This is a genomic window from Xanthomonas arboricola pv. juglandis (assembly GCF_905367715.1).
Taxonomy (GTDB): domain Bacteria; phylum Pseudomonadota; class Gammaproteobacteria; order Xanthomonadales; family Xanthomonadaceae; genus Xanthomonas; species Xanthomonas arboricola.
In genome coordinates this window covers 4,435,631-4,454,574 of the sequence record NZ_HG999362.1, presented here as the reverse complement: position 1 = coordinate 4,454,574, position 18,944 = coordinate 4,435,631, and the positions used below count along the sequence as shown (strand labels likewise).

The 18,944-nt window shown below is 64.8% G+C and carries 20 protein-coding genes; 13 read left to right on the top strand and 7 right to left on the bottom strand.

What is annotated here, in order from left to right:
* Positions 1-120: 120 nt before the first annotated feature.
* A complete protein-coding gene (locus KHN93_RS19245) occupies positions 121-1,299 on the bottom strand; it encodes a PQQ-dependent sugar dehydrogenase (RefSeq protein ID WP_211921125.1) in 1,179 nt (392 codons plus the stop codon).
* Positions 1,300-1,469: 170 nt separating this feature from the next.
* On the opposite strand from KHN93_RS19245, the gene yiaA reads away from it, so the two are divergent.
* Entirely contained in the window at positions 1,470-1,907 is a 438-nt protein-coding gene (gene yiaA / locus KHN93_RS19240) for an inner membrane protein YiaA (RefSeq protein WP_046344757.1), read from the top strand.
* Between the two features lie 54 nt (positions 1,908-1,961).
* Here the strand turns inward: yiaA and KHN93_RS19235 are convergent, their stop codons facing one another.
* The 6 genes from KHN93_RS19235 to KHN93_RS19210 all read right to left on the bottom strand — a co-directional run bounded on the left by KHN93_RS19235 (position 1,962) and on the right by KHN93_RS19210 (position 8,128).
* Positions 1,962-2,294, bottom strand: coding sequence for a hypothetical protein (locus KHN93_RS19235; RefSeq protein ID WP_039518493.1), 333 nt, complete (start codon positions 2,292-2,294; stop codon positions 1,962-1,964).
* 171 nt (positions 2,295-2,465) lie between these two features.
* Positions 2,466-2,963: a hypothetical protein gene (locus KHN93_RS19230; protein ID WP_127158736.1), complete on the bottom strand. Its 498-nt coding sequence runs from the start codon at positions 2,961-2,963 to the stop codon at positions 2,466-2,468.
* 88 nt (positions 2,964-3,051) lie between these two features.
* Positions 3,052-4,359 carry an APC family permease gene (locus KHN93_RS19225; protein ID WP_024938862.1) on the bottom strand — a complete coding sequence of 436 codons (1,308 nt, stop codon included), beginning with the start codon at positions 4,357-4,359 and terminating at the stop codon, positions 3,052-3,054.
* Positions 4,356-5,132, bottom strand: a complete 777-nt coding sequence (locus KHN93_RS19220) for a L,D-transpeptidase family protein (RefSeq protein ID WP_065048581.1) — start codon at positions 5,130-5,132, stop codon at positions 4,356-4,358. Before KHN93_RS19220 ends, KHN93_RS19225 begins: the two co-directional genes overlap by 4 nt.
* A gap of 489 nt (positions 5,133-5,621) precedes the next feature.
* Positions 5,622-6,719, bottom strand: coding sequence for a dipeptide epimerase (locus KHN93_RS19215; RefSeq protein ID WP_211921123.1), 1,098 nt, complete (start codon positions 6,717-6,719; stop codon positions 5,622-5,624).
* Entirely contained in the window at positions 6,716-8,128 is a 1,413-nt protein-coding gene (locus KHN93_RS19210; protein ID WP_211921121.1) for an SH3 domain-containing protein, read from the bottom strand. Before KHN93_RS19210 ends, KHN93_RS19215 begins: the two co-directional genes overlap by 4 nt.
* 310 nt (positions 8,129-8,438) lie before the next feature.
* Between KHN93_RS19210 and KHN93_RS19205 the strand changes: the two genes are divergently transcribed.
* The 12 genes from KHN93_RS19205 to KHN93_RS19150 all read left to right on the top strand — a co-directional run bounded on the left by KHN93_RS19205 (position 8,439) and on the right by KHN93_RS19150 (position 18,895).
* The gene (locus KHN93_RS19205; protein ID WP_104561371.1) at positions 8,439-9,242 is read left to right on the top strand and encodes an N-acetylmuramoyl-L-alanine amidase; all 804 of its coding nucleotides are present in this window, start codon (positions 8,439-8,441) and stop codon (positions 9,240-9,242) included.
* 109 nt (positions 9,243-9,351) lie between these two features.
* On the top strand, positions 9,352-10,257 hold the full coding sequence (locus KHN93_RS19200) for a hypothetical protein (protein WP_065048587.1): 906 nt from the start codon (positions 9,352-9,354) through the stop codon (positions 10,255-10,257).
* Between the two features lie 399 nt (positions 10,258-10,656).
* Entirely contained in the window at positions 10,657-11,439 is a 783-nt protein-coding gene (locus KHN93_RS19195) for a hypothetical protein (RefSeq protein WP_039524931.1), read from the top strand.
* A gap of 166 nt (positions 11,440-11,605) precedes the next feature.
* Positions 11,606-13,561: a peptidoglycan-binding domain-containing protein gene (locus KHN93_RS19190; RefSeq protein ID WP_211921119.1), complete on the top strand. Its 1,956-nt coding sequence runs from the start codon at positions 11,606-11,608 to the stop codon at positions 13,559-13,561.
* 334 nt (positions 13,562-13,895) lie between these two features.
* The gene (locus KHN93_RS19185) at positions 13,896-14,546 is read left to right on the top strand and encodes a M15 family metallopeptidase (RefSeq protein ID WP_425511676.1); all 651 of its coding nucleotides are present in this window, start codon (positions 13,896-13,898) and stop codon (positions 14,544-14,546) included.
* An 80-nt stretch (positions 14,547-14,626) separates the two neighbouring features.
* A complete protein-coding gene (locus KHN93_RS19180; protein WP_016903162.1) occupies positions 14,627-14,824 on the top strand; it encodes a CPXCG motif-containing cysteine-rich protein in 198 nt (65 codons plus the stop codon).
* Between the two features lie 137 nt (positions 14,825-14,961).
* Positions 14,962-15,339, top strand: coding sequence for a hypothetical protein (locus KHN93_RS19175; protein ID WP_039522427.1), 378 nt, complete (start codon positions 14,962-14,964; stop codon positions 15,337-15,339).
* Between the two features lie 224 nt (positions 15,340-15,563).
* A complete protein-coding gene (locus KHN93_RS19170) occupies positions 15,564-15,926 on the top strand; it encodes an EF-hand domain-containing protein (protein ID WP_016903160.1) in 363 nt (120 codons plus the stop codon).
* 254 nt (positions 15,927-16,180) lie between these two features.
* Positions 16,181-16,615: an EF-hand domain-containing protein gene (locus KHN93_RS19165; RefSeq protein WP_104561373.1), complete on the top strand. Its 435-nt coding sequence runs from the start codon at positions 16,181-16,183 to the stop codon at positions 16,613-16,615.
* A gap of 37 nt (positions 16,616-16,652) precedes the next feature.
* Positions 16,653-17,411, top strand: a complete 759-nt coding sequence (locus KHN93_RS19160; protein WP_102253288.1) for an HAD family hydrolase — start codon at positions 16,653-16,655, stop codon at positions 17,409-17,411.
* Between the two features lie 112 nt (positions 17,412-17,523).
* A complete protein-coding gene (locus KHN93_RS19155) occupies positions 17,524-18,111 on the top strand; it encodes a hypothetical protein (RefSeq protein WP_211921117.1) in 588 nt (195 codons plus the stop codon).
* A gap of 160 nt (positions 18,112-18,271) precedes the next feature.
* Positions 18,272-18,895, top strand: a complete 624-nt coding sequence (locus KHN93_RS19150) for a hypothetical protein (RefSeq protein ID WP_211921115.1) — start codon at positions 18,272-18,274, stop codon at positions 18,893-18,895.
* Positions 18,896-18,944 lie beyond the last annotated feature (49 nt).

The following is an 18,944-nucleotide window of genomic DNA, read 5'->3' as shown; positions in this document are numbered from 1 at the left end:
CGTATCGCGCCATATACCGCACCGGGTCGAAGACGGCTTCGCCGCGAAAATCGTGGCCACCGCCAGCACACATTCGACGCGTGGCGGTGGCACGACTCCCCTGGGCGCGATCTTGCGGAGTTACGCGTCGTTCTCGACTGCCGCCTTGCTCTTGGGCGTCAGCTTGAGCAGGCGCCCGGTGCTACCGCTGGCTTCGTCTTCCAGCAACCACAGCGCGCCGTCCGGACCCTGTTCCACTTCGCGAATGCGCGCGCCCATGTCGTAGCGGGCCACCTCGCGCGGCTGATCGCCGAGCGAGACCTGCACCAGCGACATCGACGACAAGCCGCCGATAAAGCCGTTGCCGCGCCACGCCGGGAACTGCTTGCCGCTGTAGATCACAAAGCCGGCTGGCGAGATCACCGGTGTCCAGCTGATCTTGGGCGCGGCAAATTCCGGGCGGGTGTTGTGATCCGGGATCGGGGTGCCGTCGTAGTTGTCGCCGTTGGAGACGATCGGGTAACCGTAGTTGGCGCCGCGCTGGATCAGGTTCAACTCATCGCCGCCGAGCGGGCCCATCTCGTGTTCCCACAGGCGCCCCTTGCCGTCGAAGGCCAGGCCGAGAATATTGCGGTGACCCAACGACCACACTTGCGCGGCAACGCCACCCTGCGCAGCGAATGGGTTGTCGGCCGGCACGCTGCCGTCATCGTTGAGACGGATCAGCTTGCCGAGATTGGCTTGCATGTCCTGAGCGGGGGTGAACTTCTGGCGTTCGCTGGAGCTAATCCACAGCTTGCCGTCCGGGCCGAAGGCGAGCCGGTGCCCGAAGTGACCGTTGCCTGTGACCTTGGGATCCTGGCGCCAGATCACCTTCAGGTCCGACAGCGTGCCGCCGCCGCTGGCATCCAGCGTGAGCTTGGCGCGTGCCACTGCTGCGCCGCGGGTGTCGCCCTGTCCCGGTTCGGCGTAGCTGACATAAACCAGGCCATTCTTGGCAAAGCGCGGATGCGCCAGGACATCGCCGAAGCCGCCCTGGCCGCCATAGGCGACTGCCGGAATGCCGGTGATGGCGCTCTTGCGGTTGGTCTTGAGATCCAGCCGCATCAATGCACCGCGTTTTTCGCTGACCAACAGACTGCCGTCGGGCAGGAAGGTCATTGCCCAGGGCTCGTCGAAATCGGCAACGGTGGTGGCCTGGAACGGCCATTGCGCCTTGGGAATGGCGGCAGCCGGCGCGACGGCAGGCGCGGCACATGCGGCGGCGGTGGTGAACAAGCTGGCCGAGCAGGCCAGGGCAAGCAGACGTCGGACAGACATGAGGTCCTCCAGGGAATGGGCGCAGTTGCGTTGCAGCCCTCCCGCAACGTGTCCTGCGTCGGGTTTTAAAGTACCTTACACGACGCCTTCGAGGCCGCCTTGTAGTAGATCACTTTCTTTGTGAGACGTGTGCGTCCCACATTACCGCTTCACCATGAAAAGGAGTTTCCATGGCTGCCACGCAAAAAACGTCACCTGCTTTTATCGCCGCATCCTGGGCTGCATTGCTGCTGGGCGGCATTGCCTACCTGGTCGGGCTATGGAATGCGCAGATGATGCTCAACGAAAAAGGCTATTACTTCACGCTGCTGTTGTTCGGCCTGTTCGCATCGGTGTCGTTGCAGAAGAGTGTGCGTGACCGCGCAGATGGAATTCCGGTGACGGGCCTGTACTACGCGATCTGTTGGTTCTCGCTGGTCATCGCGCTGCTGCTACTGGCAATCGGCCTGATCAACGCGACTTTGTTGCTGAGCGAGAAAGGTTTCTACGCAATGGCCTACGCATTGAGCCTGTTTGGCGCGGTTGCGGTGCAGAAGAACACCCGTGATGCGATGGATGTCGCCAACGCATCGCATTACTCGCGCGCGGTACCGCCGCCACTGGATTGACGCAGCACCCCACACTGATACAACAACGCCACCTCGACGGTGGCGTTGTTGTGTTCAGGGCTTGGACTTGTTGTCGCCACTCACGAAGTCTGTTGCATTTTCCCAGGCACGCTTGACGGCGTGACGGGCCTTGCTCCAGCTCAGGCCATCGGTGCCACGGTTGGCTTCCCATTCGCGGTGCAATTCTGCTTCCACCTGATCGTAGGCGCGTGCGTTTTCGCGGATACGCGCCTCATGCCCTGCGAGGTAGGCACCCTCGTAATCTTCGTAGCGGTCACCTTCGGTGTAATACGATTCTTCGGTGAAGCGCTCGCGCCAATAATTGGATACGTTCTGGCTGCGGTCTTCGTCCGGTGCGCGGCCCGGAATCTGATACGGCACGTTCATGCTCGTCTCCGTGTTGAATGTGCGCCCTAACCTAGGCGGGCAGGTGTTAAATCCGTTGCCAGGGCAGGTGAGGAGGACATCAAGGCATGCTGCACTTGTGTATTTGTCTCTAGTGCGCCCTTGGGCGATGCGGTGCACTGCTAACAGCAATTCAGCCGGCGTCGGCGCTTGTCACGTCGCTGCCGATGCAGCCTCGTAAGGCAGCGGCGTGGCGCCGGCGGCACGCAGGCTGGCTTCGGCATGCTGCAGCGAGGGCTGGTCGGCATCGATGATGACCAGGACGCGCCCTGCCTGGATTTCGTCCTCGAATTGGCGGCGGACCGGGTCGGGAACGGTGGCGCCGATCAGTGCAGACGACCAGGTACCGACCAGGGCGCCTGCCAGCGCCATGACGCCGGCGCCGGCGATGGTGAGGCCGATCGGAGGCACGGCGATGGCAACCAGTCCGGCGACCAAGCCCGCAGCGCCCCCGGTGGCGGCGCCGCGCGCGGCAGCAGGGAGAAAATCCGTCTTGGCATCCTTGCGTTCATCGGCAATACCTTCCAGCTCGATATCCGAACGGGCAATCAAGGACAGCGCATCGTTGTCGATGCCGGCGCTGCGTGCGGCCTGCATGACGCGTTGCGCACTTTCGATATCGGGCGTGCTGTAGACACGGCGCAGTTTCATCGCAAGCTCCCATGCAGGTGAGAGCTGCAGCCTTGGGCGGGCACGGTTAGTCGGGCGTGATCGCTGTGCGAGCGCCCTGCGAAAACCGCTACGCAGACTTGCGCGGAAACAGGTAAATCAGCCAGCCCACCAGCAATGCCACCCCGGCGGCTGCCAGGTTCTGCCAGCTGGCGCTGGCCAGCAGGCCCAGCGACAGCAGCAGCGCTGCGATGGGAATGGCCGGCCCGCCAGGCAGGCGCAAGGTGTCGGTGCGTTGCCGGTAGCGACGCGCCAGCACGATCACTGCCGCAGCGGTGCCGATGTAGGCAAACAGCCGCGTGACCATCGACAGCAATGCCAGCTGCGTAAACGAGCCAGACACCGCCAGCGCCAGCGACAGCACGCCCTGGGTCAGCACTGCCGCAGCCGGGGTGTGGAAGCGCGGATGCACACGTGCCAGGAATGCAGGGCCGTAGCCATCCTGTGCCAGCGCGAACAGAAAACGCGGCCCGAGCATGACCGTATTGCTGGTGGTGCCTAGGATGGAAATGGTGGCACCCACGGTGAGGATCAGCGCCAGCGCCTCGCCGCCGAAACGGCTTGCGGCATCGGCCAATGGCGTGGGCGAGGCGGCAAGATTGGGCAGCGTGCCCTGTGCGACGACCTGGACCGCGGCGTAGATCAAGGTGACCGTGACGATCATGGTGATCAGCGCAAACGGCACGTCGCGGCGTGGGTTGCGGTATTCGCCAGCGGCCGCAGGAATGTTTTCAAAGCCTGCATAGGCAAACAGCAGCAGCAAGGCCGCTTCGCCCAGATTGCCCAGGTCGCGCAGATCCGGCGTGGTGCCGGCAAAGGCCCACGACCAGTCCACGTAGAACAGGCCGATTGCCACGAACAGCAGCAACGGCACCAGCTTGCCGATCACCAGTGCGATGCCGGTACGCGCCGCCGATTTCACGCCGATCACGTTGATGGCGGTGAGCAGGCCCAGGGAACCGACGACCACCAGCAAGCGTGCCCAGTGATCGGTTGCTACGGTTGGCCAAAACCGCGCCACCGCATCGGCCAGGCCGTTGCTCAATGCCGCTGCCGAACTGATGCGCGTGAGCCAGATCATCCAGCCGATCTGAAAGCCGACAAACGGGCCGAACGCCTCACGCGTGTACAGGTAACTGCCGCCCGGCGTGTCGAAATAGCTGGCCGCCTGCGCGTAGCACAACACCAGCAACGCCACCGCCAGGCCGGCCAGCATCACCGCCCACAGGCTCATCGGCCCCAGCAGTGCCGCGGTGGCCGCGGGCAGCAGATAGATGCCGCTGCCGATGACATCGTTAATCGACAAGCCGACAATCTGCCAGCGGCTGACCACGCGGACCAGGCCAGTGGAATCGGGTGCAGGAGCTGGGGTGGTCATCGTGCTGCCTCCCTCAACTCGGGCAACTGCCAGCGGGCTTGCAGGCGTGCGTATTCGGCACGTGGCAACAGCACGAACAGCGGTTTGTCGTCGGGCTTCAACCAGGCCAGCAGGCGTTGCATATCGGCCGGCGCCATCGCGGTGCAGCCGGCGGTGAACTGGCCCGGCGTGCGCCACAGGTGCGCGAAGATGCAGCTGCCGCGCCCGGGAACCGCATCGGGATTGTGGGCGATCACGAAGCCCTCGCTGTAACGTGCATCGCCGGGATGTTGCAGGTCCAGGCGCATCGGTTCGGTCGACCCGGCCACCGCGGCCTCACCGACCTGCGCGGCATCGACGATGCGGTTGTACAGCGGCGAACTCGGTACATCCATGCAGTAGTGGGTGGCGCTCATCGCCTGGTACGGCATGGCGCTGTCGATCTGCTGGGCGTAACCGAAGGCCGGGCCGATCGCGAATACACCGGCCGGGCTGCGGCCGTCGCCTTCGCGCTTCTGCGGGCCTTGTGCCTGCGCCGGATGCAAGCCATCGCCCCAGGCACTGCCATGCCGCCCGAGCGCGACTGCGAAGCCCGGTGCGGCCGGTTGCCAGTGGCCGTCCACACGGGTGAATGTCTGCAGGCGCGCCTGGGTGCTGTCCCAGTCCGGCGTGGTCACCACGATCAACGCGCGCGCTTGATTCAAGGCATCGATCGGCCCGGCAGCGACGGCAACGCTGCTGCAACTTGCCAGCGCCAACAGCACAACGGATCGAAACAAGGTGGCAAGGCGCATGCAGGCTCCGGGGGAATGGTCGAGCGGGGACGAGTCTGGGATCGATACACGGTTGACGGAGATAGTGCGCTGCTTTGGTGCCGCGTTGGGCGCACCATACTGTCGCTACTGTACTCAGCAATGCGGCCGCGTGCCGCATGCGCGCGCCTGGTTTGTACGACTGCTTGGCGGGGCTTCGAGTGTGTTTTGTTGTTCTGGGAGAGTTGGCCTCTGTGGCTGGCTGGCTGCAGAGCGGCTGATCTGGGGCATGGTTGCAGGGCCCTTGCCCGCCCGCCCTCGCAGGACACGCCGCAAGTACATCCTTTTAGGCGCTTACGCGGCATCCATGCCGCGTAAGGTCCCGCGACGGTGAGCGGGCAAGGACCAGTCGCGATGGTCGGTGGGCATGGTGCAAGCAATGCACGAGGTTCGCTGTCCGGGTGACTGCATGCGCAGAAGTGGTGAGGCATCGCGCCTGGACCAATGCGGCCTGGAGACCCTACTGACGTTTTAAGCCGGCAGGAGCTCCAGCCCGTGGATACGGCGGATGCCCAGGCCGGGCGAGTCGTCGATATGGATCTGGGCATCGTCGAAGTGCACGCCGCCCTCGGTGGGATCGAACTGCCCGAGCGCGGGCGCATCCAGATCCGCCAGGGTAATGCTGTCGGCCTTGGCCACCGCCAGATGCACTGCCGCAGCCACGCTGATGCTGGATTCGATCATGCAGCCGATCATGCAGGGCACGCCGTACAAGCCAGCGATATCGGCGATGCGGATTGCGTTGGATAGCCCGCCGGTCTTCATCAGTTTGATGTTGACGATATCGGCGGCGCGGCGCTGGATGAGGTCGATCACCTGGACCGGCGAGAACACGCTTTCGTCGGCCATCACCGGCGTGTCGATCCGCGCGGTGACAAACGCCAGCCCGTCGATGTCCGCGGCCTTGACCGGCTGCTCCACCAGTTCCATTACGATGCCGGCGTGTTCCAGTGTGCGCATGGTGCGCACCGCCTGTTTGGGCGTCCAGCCCTGGTTGGCATCCAGGCGCAGCGATGCGCGACCAGCGACAGCGGCATGTATCGCCGTGATTCGCTCGAGGTCCGAGCCGCTGTCCTTGCCGACCTTGATCTTCAGCGACCGATAGCCGCGCGTGAGCGCGGATTGCGCCTGCGCCACCATCACGTCGATGCTATCGACGCTGATGGTGATGTCGGTGGTGATGCGCGGCGTGCCGCCGCCGAGCGCACGGTAGAGCGGGGTGCCCAAGGCCTGCGCCCACAGGTCGTAGAGCGCGATCTCCACTGCCGCCTTGGCGCTGGTGTTGCGCTCCAGCGCGTGCTGCACCAGCGCGCATAGCCGGTTGAGATCGGCCACGTTCTGGCCGATCAACGTCGGCCCGATGCAATGATCGATTGCGGCGATGATGGAGCCATGCGTATCGCCCGTGATCGGGGCGGTGGCCGGCGCTGCGCCATAGCCGATGTGGCCGCTGTCGGTCTGCAGCAGCACCACCACATCCTCGATCGCCTGCACGGTACGCACTGCTGTCTTGAACGGGGTCTTCAATGGCACGCGCAGCATGCCGAGGCGGAAGCCGGTGATCTTCATGGCGAGTCAGTCGGTGCGATGCGTTGGATGCGGGTGATGTGGTCGACGAATGGTGTGCCGTCGCTGGCGAGCAAGGGCAGCAGCGGCGTCACCGACACACCGTTCAAGCGCGCGCGCTGCACGTTGCCGGCTGCGTCGCGGTAATTGGCGCCGGCCACATCATGGATCACCCATGGCGCACCGTGCTCGTGTCCAATCACCAGCATCACATGACCGGGGATATAGATCAGGTCGCCGACCTGCAGCTGGGCGAGTTGTTGCAGGCGCTGCGGCAGTGCGGCCTGCGCCTGGAACGGAACGCTCAGAAGCGCCGGGCTGCGTGCCTGATCGCCGGTATTGCGCGGCAATGCGATGCCCAGGCTGCGATACACATCCAGCACGAAACCGCTGCAGTCGCGCGCATCGTAATCATTGCCCCAGCCATAGCGTTCGCCGAGAAATTTGATCGCCTGCTGCAACAACGCTGCGTGCGTGGCCGGCAGCGGGCCTGCGCGCACGTCGGCGCCGCGTGGGATCAGTGCCGGCACCAGCTGCAAGCGACCATCGCTGTTGCGCAGCGGCAACTGCACGACATGGGCAGCCTGCGGCAACTGCCCGTTGACCGGCTGCTGCGGCGGCCAGTCGCCAAGCAGCGGCACGCTGGTGCCCATGTCCAGCGCCAGTGCGGAGATGGCGGGTACCTCCGGGGTATAGGCGCTTTGCACGCGTGCGCCGGTGACCATCAGCCGTGGGCGGCGTTGTGCATAGTCCAGCACTTCGTCACGCGTGCCCATGGCAATCCGGTCGGCGGCGATCCAGGCCGCATAGTTGGCCGCCAGCACAAAGTGCCATGCACCATCGGCGCTGGTGTGCAGCACCGCCACCGGTGTGCCGGGGTAGAGCGCCGATTCCTGGAAGCGGTCGATATCGTGGTCGTCGGTGGTGCTGAACACGCGTTGCGCGGTGGGGAAGGTGCGCAGTGCCGCGCGCTGCACCACCAGTGCGAACCGTGGCGTGACCTGTGCGGGCAGTGCATCCAGTGCCAGGGCGTGGCGCAGCGTCGCAAGGCGAGAGGTATCGATGCTGCGACCTTCGCTGTCGTACAGCACACGCGTCGGTGTGGCCGACAGCGTTTCAATGCGTGCGCGCACCTCGGCCGCCGGCAGCACCTCGGCCAGCTGCGATAGGTCGTGCATGGAGCCATCGTCACGCAGCAAACGCGCATTGAAGCCGGCGATCTGTGCGGCAGTCATGTGCAGCGTCTGCGTATTGCCAGCGCGCTGGATCCAGTAGTCGGCGGTCAGCTGCGCATCGCTGGCCGCCAACGGTGCCGTGTGCGGTATCGGGCTGGCAGGCGTTGCCGCAGCGGCAACGCAGGACAGTCCAGTGACCAGCAGCAACAACGTCAGCAGGCGGCGCGACAGTGGCATGAAGAGGGCTCTTGATGGATGCAGCGACTGGCGAGGCTTTTTACAGGGAATCACGACCGCAGGCGCGCGGACCTGCGCCGACCGCGCCGGCTTGTAGTGTACGCATGCGCAAGTATTCCCGGTGCGTGTCGCATGGCGCAGCGGCGCCGTAAGGTCTGTCGGTCTCTGCACACGTGCAGTCTGTCTGCCACCGGCCGCAGCCGCATGCTGCACGCCATCGTTCGCACGGCAGATAATGGGCGCATCGCCTGCGCGGCCCATCAGGGTGCTGGTACAGCGCAAGCCCTAGCCGTTTTGCCAGGAGAATCCGATGTCATCTGCTCCCACGCTGTCGCCATCGTCCTGGCTCCGCGCCGCGCTGTGCCTGGTGGTGCTGTCACTGGGGGCGTGCGCGCATGCGCCGCAGCGCAACCCGCTGGCCCAGTGGGTGCCCTCGCCCAACTACGACGCGCGGCGGCCGATCCTGATCGTGCTGCACTTCACCGACCAGCAATCGGTGACGCAGAGCCTGGGCACGCTGCGCGGGCGCAATAGCGGCGGCCGGGTCAGTGCGCACTATCTGATCGGCGAGGATGGCGCGCGCTATCAACTGGTCAGCGACGACCAGCGCGCCTGGCATGGCGGCGCCGGGCGCTGGGGCACCATCACCGACATCAACTCCGCCTCGATCGGCATCGAACTGGACAACGACGGCAGCGAGCCGTTCGCGCCCGCCCAGATCGACAGCCTGCTGGTGCTGCTGGACGACCTGTGCACCCGTCTGCGCATTCCGCGCACGCAGATCGTCGGGCATGAAGATGTGGCCCCGACCCGCAAGAACGATCCCGGCCCGCTGTTTCCGTGGAAGCGCCTGGCCGACGCCGGCTTCGGCCGCTGGCCTGCCGCCGATGCCCCCGCCGCGCCGGCAGGCTTCGATCCCTGGCAGGCGCTGGCCCTGCTCGGCTACAGCCTCGACGATCCCGCCGCCACGCTACAGGCATTTCATCATCACTATCGCGGCAGCGACGCCCGCACGCTGGATGCCGAGGATTTGCGCATCCTGCATGCGTTGACCCGACCAGCACTGCGGCAATTGCAGCTTCCGTCGGTGCCCATCGAACCGGATGCGCCGTAGCGATCCAGCCTGCTCGTTTTCCGTCGCCCTGACGAACGCTGCGTGGACTGGATCCCGACCACATTCTTGGTAGCATCCGCTCGCCCAAACTCTTGAAGGATGTCGTGTGATGAGGCTAGGAAAGACTGCCCTGTGGGCCGCCACGATCCTGATGGTCGGCGGCTGCACCAAGACACCCGACGCAACGCCCGGAGACGTGCAGGCACCGCCCTCGCAGAGCGCTCCTGCTGCTGCGCCAGCGGCGGCGAGTCCTGCAACGGTCGACGCCGAGGTGCCGGCGCCCGGGCACGTGCTTGCCGATATCTATGGGATGAAGGGTGACGGATCGGAGTCGTACACCATCGACAACGGCGCCTTGGCCAGCTTCTGGTACGGCTACCGCTTCGACCTTGGCGGCAAGCAGTACTACACCGGCTTCGCCAACGCGGGCCCCGGCAAGTACGGCAAATCCGAGGAAGAGGACTCTCCGGACCCTGCCGTCGGCGTCAGCATCAGCCAGGCGACCTATGTGCTCGACGATGCCGGTGGCAAACCGGCATGGGTGCTGTTCCATGCGCAGCAGTGGGCCGGCGATTTCGGCGGCAACGAGAAGGCCGACACGCTGGACCAGACGCGCAAGCCGCAGCGAACCGAGACCAAGGATGGCCACCTGCTGCTTGCGCTGCCGACCACGCGCTTCGCCAACGGCATCAGTAGCTTGGGTTTTGCGCTGTTTTCCTTCGATCCGAACAAGAACGACATGGGCGACTACAAGGGCTGGGTTTACCTGGGCACCGTGGCCACCGGCGAAGACAACAGCGCGGCCTGCGACGATGAGGGCACCATGAAGTGCGCGTCCAGTACCGGCACGCTGAGCTTCGAACCCGGCAGTGGATCGATGCCGACCCTGCGTGTGGCCATGAGTGGCACCGCCATTGCGGGCCCTGGCAAGGTCCGCAGCCTCGGCGGCGCCGACGTGGTCACCTATACCTACGACGCCGCCAAGCACCAGTACACGCCGCCGCTGGATCGCTGAGCCTGCCTGCTGCCGGTCTGTTGTGGGCCGGCACGCGACGCGGACTGGCCGGCAGAGCCGGCTGGTTTCGGGCGCGGGAACTGGATAAGATTCGCCCACGGGGCCTGATGATCAGGCGAGTCATTCGCGAGCGGCAATGGATGCTGCACTCGCCCGAAATGCCGGAGTGGATCGCCGGTTTGCGGTTTGCCATGCGCGAATCGCCATCACCGCCCCTGCCTTGGGGCCGGATCGCACTCACCGTTTTCTGTCCGAAGCCGCGTCTGCGACAGCTGCGTCTCTGCGGGTCGGGCCATGTCCGTGATGCGTAGCAGGGCGGCTTTCCGGATAACGCGGCATGGCGTGTCGGGATTGCGGTTGTGTTTCCGGCTTCTTCAATACATACAGGATGTTCTGCACATGTCCAACGACACTCAAGTTGCCGTCCCTGTGGCACCGCCCTACCCGGGCAGCGTGCTGTACCTGATTTACGGGATGGATGGGGACGGCGCGCTCTCGTACGAGATCGACAACGGTGCTGTTGCCAGTTTCTGGCACGGCCAGCACTTCGATCTGGACGGCAAGCACTACTACACCGGTTTCGCCTACGCCACGCCCAACAAGTACGGCAATGACGAAGCCGAGACCTTTCCGGATCCGGGCGAAGGCGTGTCGATCAGCCAGGCCACGTTTCTGCTGACCGCGCCGGACAGCGAGCGGCCGTGGAGGCTATTCCACGCGCAACAGTACGTCGGCCGTTTCGGCGGCGACGAGCGCGCCGACGCGGTCGACGAAACGCGCAAGCCGCAGCGGCACCTCCTGGACAACGGTCACCTGCTGTTGGCAGTGCCCATCTCCAGTTTCGGCAATGGCGTCACCAGCTTCGGCTTTGCGCTATTTACCTTCGATCCGGACAAGAACGACCTGGGCGACTACCAGGGCTGGGTCTACCGGGGAACGCTTGCAGCCGGCGAAGACAACGAGCTCAGCAGCGACGAAGAGGGTAGCGTTCCGCACGTCTCCAGCCGCGGCACGCTGAGCTTCCAGCCGGTGCCCGGCGAGCGGATGCCGGCCATGCACGTGGCGTTGCAGGGCACGGTTATTTCCGGCCCTGGCCAGGTGCGCATGCTCGATGCATCCGATGCGGTGGTCTATGTATACGACCAGGCGAGCGGCCAGTACCTGCCGAAAGAAGTCCAGTGAATCGGTCGGTGCGCCGCTCCACGGAGCGACGCGTCGGCAGCAGCAAGAACCCGCGACTTGCAACACCGAACAGTCTTGTTGACCGCACACCAATTAGCTCATGGATGAGCTCGGTTGACCTTGTCGGCGCCCAGCGCCGTATATCAACCTCAAGGAGTAACACGAGATGGCACGCGACTACACGAAGGCCGAGAACCTCGACATCATCGAGCGTGAGGCCAGGGAACGCCACATTCCAGTCGACGATTTCATGCGTTTCGCCTATGTCGAAACCGGCGGCAGGTTCGATGAGCAGGCCAGCCGTGGCCCGAACAGCGCCAAGGGCTTGTTCCAGTTCACTCCTGGTACCGCCGCGGCCTACGGCATCAACGGCCGTGAACTGGATGCGGTGGCCAATACCGATGCCGCGGCGCGGTTATATCAGGACAATGCGAGGTCACTGACCCGCCAGCACGATAAAGACAATCGTCCGTACCTGTCCGGCAAGCCGCAGCCCGATGGGCTGGATATATACATGGCGCACCAGCAGGGCGCTGCCGGCTATCGGTCGATCCAGAAGGCGGTTGCCGACGGCAGCTTCGCGCGCGGAGACACGCGCGCGAACATCATCAACAATGTGCCGCGCGAAAAGGATGCGGCCGGTGCCAAACAGTTCGAGGCTTACACCGGCAGCTCGCTGGCCGAGTTCAAGAAGATGTCCGATCAGGACATGGCCAAGACCTTTCTGAAGTACTGGGACACCAAGTTCGACCATATCGCCATCCCGGAAAAGGGCATCAAGCCAGTTGCCGAGGGCCAGTCCCAACAGCCGGCTGCGCCGGCCCGCGTGCAGTCGCATCCGGCTGCTGCGGCCGGGCAGGGCGGTCAAGACGCAATCAAGCTCACCGCCGCGTATGAGATGGGCGTCAAGTACGACGATGTGAAGTACGCGATCAATATCGAGGGCCACAGGCTCTACCATCCCGGCGTGGACGGCAAGCACCTGGAACAGGGCTACATCGACTGCTCCGGCTGGGTCTCTGAGTTGCAGAACGCCACCATGCGGGAGATCAATCAGAAGGCCGGCCGCGACGTGTTCGGCCGCCAGGACATGCTGGTGCAAGGAATGACTGGCTCCGGTGGCATCGTCAAGAAGGCATTCGACAATTCCGGCGTGTTGCTACAAGGCCAGGACGTATTCAAGCCCGGTGCGCTGAAGGAAGGCATGGTCATTGGCGTGGATGCCAGCCGGAATTCGGGGCATGACCACTGGAAGGGCATCGATCACATCCTGATGGTGGTGCGCGACCCCAAGAGCGGCGAGCTGCAGGTCAGCCAGTCCAGCGGCACAAAGGGCGTCAATACGATGCCTTTGGACAAGTATCTGGCCGACAACCAGAACGCCAGGTTGTTTGCGTCCGATCCATTCGCCAAGGCGCGCGACCTGCTGCAGGACAGGCAACAGACACAGTCGCAGCATCAGGACCATCCAACGCGCACATCGTTGCGACCGGGCGAGCAAGGTGCGGATGTAAAGGCAATGCAGCAGGCCCTGATCGAACTCGGGATAAAGGACAACAGCGGCAAGTTGCTGTCCGGTACCGGCTATTACGGCGACAAGACCAAGGAAGTGGTGGCAAACCTGCAGCGCGAGAAGGGCATGGATCCGACGGGTATTGCCGATAAGGCCACGCTCGAAGCACTCGGCAAGCAACAGGGCCAGGCCAAGAATAGTGGCGAGGCCAAGTTCCCCGCTTCCGCCGCTGTCGAAGCGCAACGTCCAGTGGATCCGTTGCTCAAGCAGGCAATGGACCATCTTCAGAAGCATGGGCCGAACGGCGGCTTCAATAGCCGCGACGAAATGCAGCGCGCCGCTGGCCAAATCGCATTCGAAGCCAAGGTCAGTGGGATGTCGCGTATCGACGAGTTGGTGCCGAGCACCAATGGCAAGGGGTTGATTGCGGTGGAGCGCAATCCCAACAACCCACTCGATGTGAATCGTGCCTACGTGGACAAGCAGCAGGCCGCATCGGTGCCGCTGGAGCAGAGTCAGCAACAGCTCACAGCCGAGACGCAGCGGCAGAACCAGGAGGATCAGCAGCGCACGCAGGCCGCGCAGACGCAGTCGGGTCCTGCACGCTAGGCACCTCTCATCAGGTTACGAATCTGTGCGACAGCAATCGCCAGTCCGGCATTCGACCGGACTGGCGATTGCACAGGGGGGGATAGTGCGTCGATGTGTAGACGGCGAGCGCAGCGATCCGGTCTGTCCGTCCCGAGCCGTTGTTCGTCAAGCGATCCAAGTGCTTTGCCTGTTCGAGCGCTTCTGTGCAGGCAGCTTGCTTGTGGTGGCTTATGCTTGGCGCATGACGCAAGCACGATCCCCGGTAAATCTCGTATGGCACCACGTCGCATGCACCCTGCAGCGCATCGGGTGGCAGGTGTCTGCGCTGGTTCTTCTGTGCGCAGGCCTCAACGTGCAAGCGGCTCCCATCCTCTCGCCGGCAACAACCGCCGCACAAGCCGGTCTGGTCAATGTGCAGGGCCTTGCGCCGGAGATTGCGGTGGACATGCGTTATGCGGGCAGCAACAACTTCACCGGGCACGTGGTGCCGGGGTATGAGGCGCCCACGTGCTATCTGTTGCGTCCGGCGGCGGAGGCCCTGGCACGGGTGGCGCGGTCGCTCAAGGCCCAGGGATATCGACTGCAGGTGTTCGACTGCTACCGGCCGGCGCGGGCGGTGCAGGCCTTCGTGGCCTGGGCTGCGGATCTGCAGGATCAGTCGACCAAGGCGCAGTACTACCCGCGTGTGGACAAGCGCGCACTGCTGGGCGACTACATTGCCGAGACTTCGGGGCATAGCCGTGGCGCGACGCTGGACCTGGGCCTGCTCGATTGCCGGCAGGGCCCGTGCCAGCCGGTGGCGATGGGCACCGACTTCGATTTCTTCGATGCGCGTGCGCATACCGATGCGCGCGACATCAGCCCCGCCCAGCGGGCCCACCGTCAGCATCTGTTGCGTGCCATGGCGGCGGAGGGATTTGCCAACTACCCGATGGAGTGGTGGCATTTCACCTTCCGTCCCGAGCCGATGCCGGATACCGCGTTCGATGTGCCGGTCAACTGAGCGACTGCGCCGCAGGCGGTGACTCCGGCCACCGTGCTGTCCATGTTGTGCATCACCCCACGCTGCTGCAAGGAATTGCCATGTCCGACCCGGAACGCTTTATCGATATCGCCTGCCCGTATTGCGGGGAGTGGATCACCCTGACGCTGGATCTGACCGGCGGCGACCAGCATTACATCGAAGATTGTCAGGTGTGCTGCAAGCCGATCTCGGTCAGCGTGCAATGGGATGAAGAAGGCGAGGCGCAGGTGAGTGCGCGCGGCCAGGATGATGCGTGAGCGCGGCGTGCCGCAGCATCGGGCGCTCGTAGCGCCCGGCCGATCCTCATTCGTGTAAGCGCTCGCGCTTGCTGCTTGGGCCGGGATCCGTCACCCGCAACCGCTAGACTGGTGCGCCTGCTGCCTGGATCGTCATGATGAATCTGCCCCTGCACTTCGGTCTGCTCGGTTCGCTGGAGGCTGGCCTGATCGCGTTGGTGCTGGGTGTGCTGGTCTTCGCTGGGGTCGAGCATATCGGCCGGCGTCTGCACTTCACCCACGGGCACACGCTGGGTATTGCCTGTCTGCTCGCGGTCGCCATCGGCGGCGGCTACGACATCTGGAATCTCGTCTACACCAGCATCGTGCGGCTGGAGTCACCGCTGTATGCGCGCCTGGCATTGGCCAAGATCCACGATCCCAACGAATTAGGATCGCGGGTGATCCTGGAAGTAGCCGGGGCGATCGCCGGTGTGGTGCTGGGTTGGAAACTGTTCAGCTCCGGAAGCTGGGATGACGAGGCGCCGAATGCGTAAATTTACGTTGTGAAATGCGGCACGGTTCGCATATTTCGATGCATTGAATGAGCTGCTTCTGTTTGGCTCACCGATGTCTAACAGATGGCTAGGCGCAAACGTCCGGCGCGTGGTTAAGAGGATGTTTTGCGCGAAATTGCGGCGGGTTTTGCGTTCATTTGCGCTGGGTAAGGTGGGGCCATGTGCGGCGACACCGCGCATTCCCAAGCCAAGGAGACCACCCAATGAAGAATCGCAACCGCACCTCGCTGCTCGCCGCCACCGCCGCTCTTGCCGCCGCCCTGGCGCTGCCGGCCATGGCGCAGAGTACGCAGCAGGATGCCGCCGCGACGTCGGCCCAGTCGGGAAGCTCTGCCACCACTGCGGCACAGCCTGCGCAGTCCGGCGGCGGCCAGACCTGGGCGAGCGTCGACACCGACAGCGACGGCGCCATCAGCACACAGGAGGCCCAGGTCAATGCCGGGCTCGCGCAGATCTTCAACGACGCCGATTCCGACAAGAACGGCAAGCTGACCCCGGACGAGTACAAGGCGTTTGTCGCCAAGCAGCAGGGCGGCGCAGCGGGAAGTGGGTCGCAAGGCAACTGAGGTAGGAGGTCGCAAGGTAGTGAGTTCGTTCGCTGACGTGTTTTTTCGACATCAGGAGGCAGCTTTCGCAATCGCAGTCGTTTGAGCAGTGTTGTCGTTTGATCCGTGGCATCGCTTCGTGGATGCCCGTGATCGGCAAGTAGCAGCATGACCACGTAACAGGATGGACACGCGGGAGCGATCTGCCAGGGTCGCTCCCGTTTTCTTTACGTGCACCGCGCTAGATTGCCCGCTCGTCCCTTCGACACACTCTCATGCTGCTGCGTATCGCCATGCTGGTCGGCCTGTCGAGTCCACTGTGGGCGCTCGCGGCGCCGCCGGAGTTGCCGCCAGCCAACCCGTCGCGTGCGACCTCCACCGCAGGGCCGGCAACACCGACAATGGCGCCGTTGCCGATCGACCCACCACCGCCTGCCACAACGCCCTTGCTGCCGGCCGATGCTGCAGCGCCATCGGCTGCCAAAGGCGGTGCGGAGGCCGCACTGGCGCCGCAGGCCGGCACGTTGGCGCCACGGACCTTCCGCGGCCTGGACGTCGACGCCGACGGCTCACTGACGGTGGCCGAAGCCGGCGCCGACCCCGTCCTGCGCGAGAATTTTGCCGGCTTCGACAGCAATGGCGATGGGCGCCTGTCGCGCGACGAATTCGCCAGCTACCAGCCCGGTCCGGGCGACGCCGCGGGGGATTGACTGCAGCAGCGCTCCAGTGCGCTGCTAAACTGGCGCGATGACCTCTTTTGCACAGCGCGACGGCCAGGCGATCCAACTGGTCGGCTTCGACGGCGACGATACCCTCTGGAAAAGCGAGGACTATTACCGCACTGCCGAAGCGGATTTCGAAGCGATCCTGGCCGATTACCTGGATCTGGGCGACAGCCGCATGCAGCAGCACCTGCTGGCGGTGGAGCGGCGCAATCTCAAGGTATTCGGCTACGGCGCCAAGGGCATGACGCTGTCGATGATCGAGACGGCGATCGAACTGACGCAGGCGCGCATCGCCGCACGCGACATCCAGCGCATCGTCGAGATCGGCCGTGCCACGCTGCAGCATCCGGTGGAGGTGATTGCCGGCGTGCGTGAGGCGGTCAGCGCAATTGCCGCCGACTATGCGGTGGTGCTGATCACCAAGGGCGACCTGTTCCATCAGGAGCAGAAGATCGAGCAATCCGGTCTGGCCGATCTGTTTCCGCGCGTGGAGGTGGTGTCCGAGAAGGATCCCCAGACCTATGCGCGCGTGCTGGGCGAGTTCGACCTGCCGGCGCAGCGCTTTGTGATGATCGGCAATTCCTTGCGCTCGGACGTGGAGCCGGTGCTGGCCATCGGTGGCTGGGGGATCTACACCCCGTACGCGGTGACCTGGGCGCACGAGCAGGAGCATGGCGTGGCCGCCGACGAGCCACGCATGCGCGAAGTGCCCGACGCTGCCGGCTGGCCGGCGGCAGTGCATGCGCTGGATGCAGTGGCCCGGCAGCACGCGCTAAGCTGACTTCCGTCGCGGCCAGCGCCGCGACCTGGATCTGCCGGCGCAACCGGCGGCGCCCAGCAACAGGACGTTTCCGGTCAGGCGTGGGTGCCTGGCCGACTAGGAGGGATCACCGATGCGCATGCTGTCGTTTACCTGCCGTGTCAGCCTGGCCGTATTGCTGGCTCTGTCAGGCGGCGCGCCGTCGCTAGCGGCTGCCGAGCTCGAGGAAGAAGTCATCAACCCGAGCGAAGTGATCTTTCGCGACGGTCAGCCTTACTACGACGATGGCGGCAACTATGTCCACCTGCGTACGCGTCGGGACGCGGGAGAGCTGGTGTATTTCCGCATGGTGCGCTTCGACCGCGAGCAGGGCTATGTGGATGCCCAGGGCCAGAGCATTGCGACCTTGCAGACCCGGCCGGACCGGCGTGAGCGCAGCAGCGTATTTGCTGCCGACAGATATTCGGGCGAGCGCTACGGCCCATACGGCGGCGACGCCCGCGGATACCTCGGGTTTGGCGCCGGGCTGCGGCTGGGCGCGTCGCGCAACCGCCCCTACGGCCAGATCTATTACGGCAATGGTCTGTACGGTCCGGACCCTTACAGCAGCCCGCACAATCGCGATGCGCGCCAGCGTTACATCGGCCCGGGCTATGTGGGTGCCTGCGATCTCAGCGGCTGCCGCGAAGTGCACTACGGCGGCTTTTACGATCTACGCTGAGCGCGGCCGGCGCGGCGGTGCGCGCGCCAGACATGCGAATGCTCGTGGCGGGCCGGCACTACGCATCCGTTTCGACTCGGGGCACGCCACGCGGCTGGCGCGCTGACGGCGCGCCACTTGTGTCGGTGGCGCAAGCGCTCGGCCTGACAGCGACGCGGGCATGCGGCATCATCGGCGCATGCCTTCACTGCTTACCTCGCTGTTGCGATCCCTGCCGCTGCTGAGTGCGCTGCTGCTGCCGATGCTGGCAGCTGCGCAGACTTCGCCTGCACCCGCATCCGCGCCTACCGCTGCGGCACCGGCTGCTGCGCCGGCAGTGACGCCGGGCACCGGGGATGCCTGGGTGGACCAGCATCTGGCCGACATGGGCAGCTACGCGCAGCGCTACCCGGACAGTTTCATCGGCGAAGTTGCGCGTTACACCGGCACCCCGCGCGGCTATGTGCAGGCGCTGTTGCAGGTGCATGGCTGGCACGCCGGCGATATCTATTTCGCCTGTTTCTGGGCGCAAACGCTGCAGTTGTCCTGCCGCGACACGGTGCGCGCCTACAGCCGCGACCATCATGACGGCTGGGAGGGCGTGATCACGCGGCTGTCGGTCACGCCGGAGACCGTGCATATGCGCGCGCTGCGGCACGCCATCGTCGCCAGTTACGACCGCTGGGAACGTCCGATCACCCTGGACGCGCTGCTGCGCCGCCAGCTCGGCGATCACGCGCAACGGCTGGAAGCCGCGCGCCAGGCCAGCGAGGCGGCCGAGGCAGCGGCGCAGGCCGGGCTTTAAAGCGGCTGGCAAACCGACGGCGTAGCCGCCAGGCGGGTGAGGCCGTGCT

Bases quoted from the DNA above. Each gene is read 5' to 3' on its own strand.
- KHN93_RS19245 (WP_211921125.1), bottom strand. From the start codon at position 1,299: ATGTCTGTCCGACGTCTGCTTGCCCTGGCCTGCTCGGCCAGCTTGTTC.
- yiaA (WP_046344757.1), top strand. From the start codon at position 1,470: ATGGCTGCCACGCAAAAAACGTCACCTGCTTTTATCGCCGCATCCTGG.
- KHN93_RS19235 (WP_039518493.1), bottom strand. From the start codon at position 2,294: ATGAACGTGCCGTATCAGATTCCGGGCCGCGCACCGGACGAAGACCGC.
- KHN93_RS19230 (WP_127158736.1), bottom strand. From the start codon at position 2,963: ATGAAACTGCGCCGTGTCTACAGCACGCCCGATATCGAAAGTGCGCAA.
- KHN93_RS19225 (WP_024938862.1), bottom strand. From the start codon at position 4,359: ATGACCACCCCAGCTCCTGCACCCGATTCCACTGGCCTGGTCCGCGTG.
- KHN93_RS19220 (WP_065048581.1), bottom strand. From the start codon at position 5,132: ATGCGCCTTGCCACCTTGTTTCGATCCGTTGTGCTGTTGGCGCTGGCA.
- KHN93_RS19215 (WP_211921123.1), bottom strand. From the start codon at position 6,719: ATGAAGATCACCGGCTTCCGCCTCGGCATGCTGCGCGTGCCATTGAAG.
- KHN93_RS19210 (WP_211921121.1), bottom strand. From the start codon at position 8,128: ATGCCACTGTCGCGCCGCCTGCTGACGTTGTTGCTGCTGGTCACTGGA.
- KHN93_RS19205 (WP_104561371.1), top strand. From the start codon at position 8,439: ATGTCATCTGCTCCCACGCTGTCGCCATCGTCCTGGCTCCGCGCCGCG.
- KHN93_RS19200 (WP_065048587.1), top strand. From the start codon at position 9,352: ATGAGGCTAGGAAAGACTGCCCTGTGGGCCGCCACGATCCTGATGGTC.
- KHN93_RS19195 (WP_039524931.1), top strand. From the start codon at position 10,657: ATGTCCAACGACACTCAAGTTGCCGTCCCTGTGGCACCGCCCTACCCG.
- KHN93_RS19190 (WP_211921119.1), top strand. From the start codon at position 11,606: ATGGCACGCGACTACACGAAGGCCGAGAACCTCGACATCATCGAGCGT.
- KHN93_RS19180 (WP_016903162.1), top strand. From the start codon at position 14,627: ATGTCCGACCCGGAACGCTTTATCGATATCGCCTGCCCGTATTGCGGG.
- KHN93_RS19175 (WP_039522427.1), top strand. From the start codon at position 14,962: ATGAATCTGCCCCTGCACTTCGGTCTGCTCGGTTCGCTGGAGGCTGGC.
- KHN93_RS19170 (WP_016903160.1), top strand. From the start codon at position 15,564: ATGAAGAATCGCAACCGCACCTCGCTGCTCGCCGCCACCGCCGCTCTT.
- KHN93_RS19165 (WP_104561373.1), top strand. From the start codon at position 16,181: ATGCTGCTGCGTATCGCCATGCTGGTCGGCCTGTCGAGTCCACTGTGG.
- KHN93_RS19160 (WP_102253288.1), top strand. From the start codon at position 16,653: ATGACCTCTTTTGCACAGCGCGACGGCCAGGCGATCCAACTGGTCGGC.
- KHN93_RS19155 (WP_211921117.1), top strand. From the start codon at position 17,524: ATGCGCATGCTGTCGTTTACCTGCCGTGTCAGCCTGGCCGTATTGCTG.
- KHN93_RS19150 (WP_211921115.1), top strand. From the start codon at position 18,272: ATGCGGCATCATCGGCGCATGCCTTCACTGCTTACCTCGCTGTTGCGA.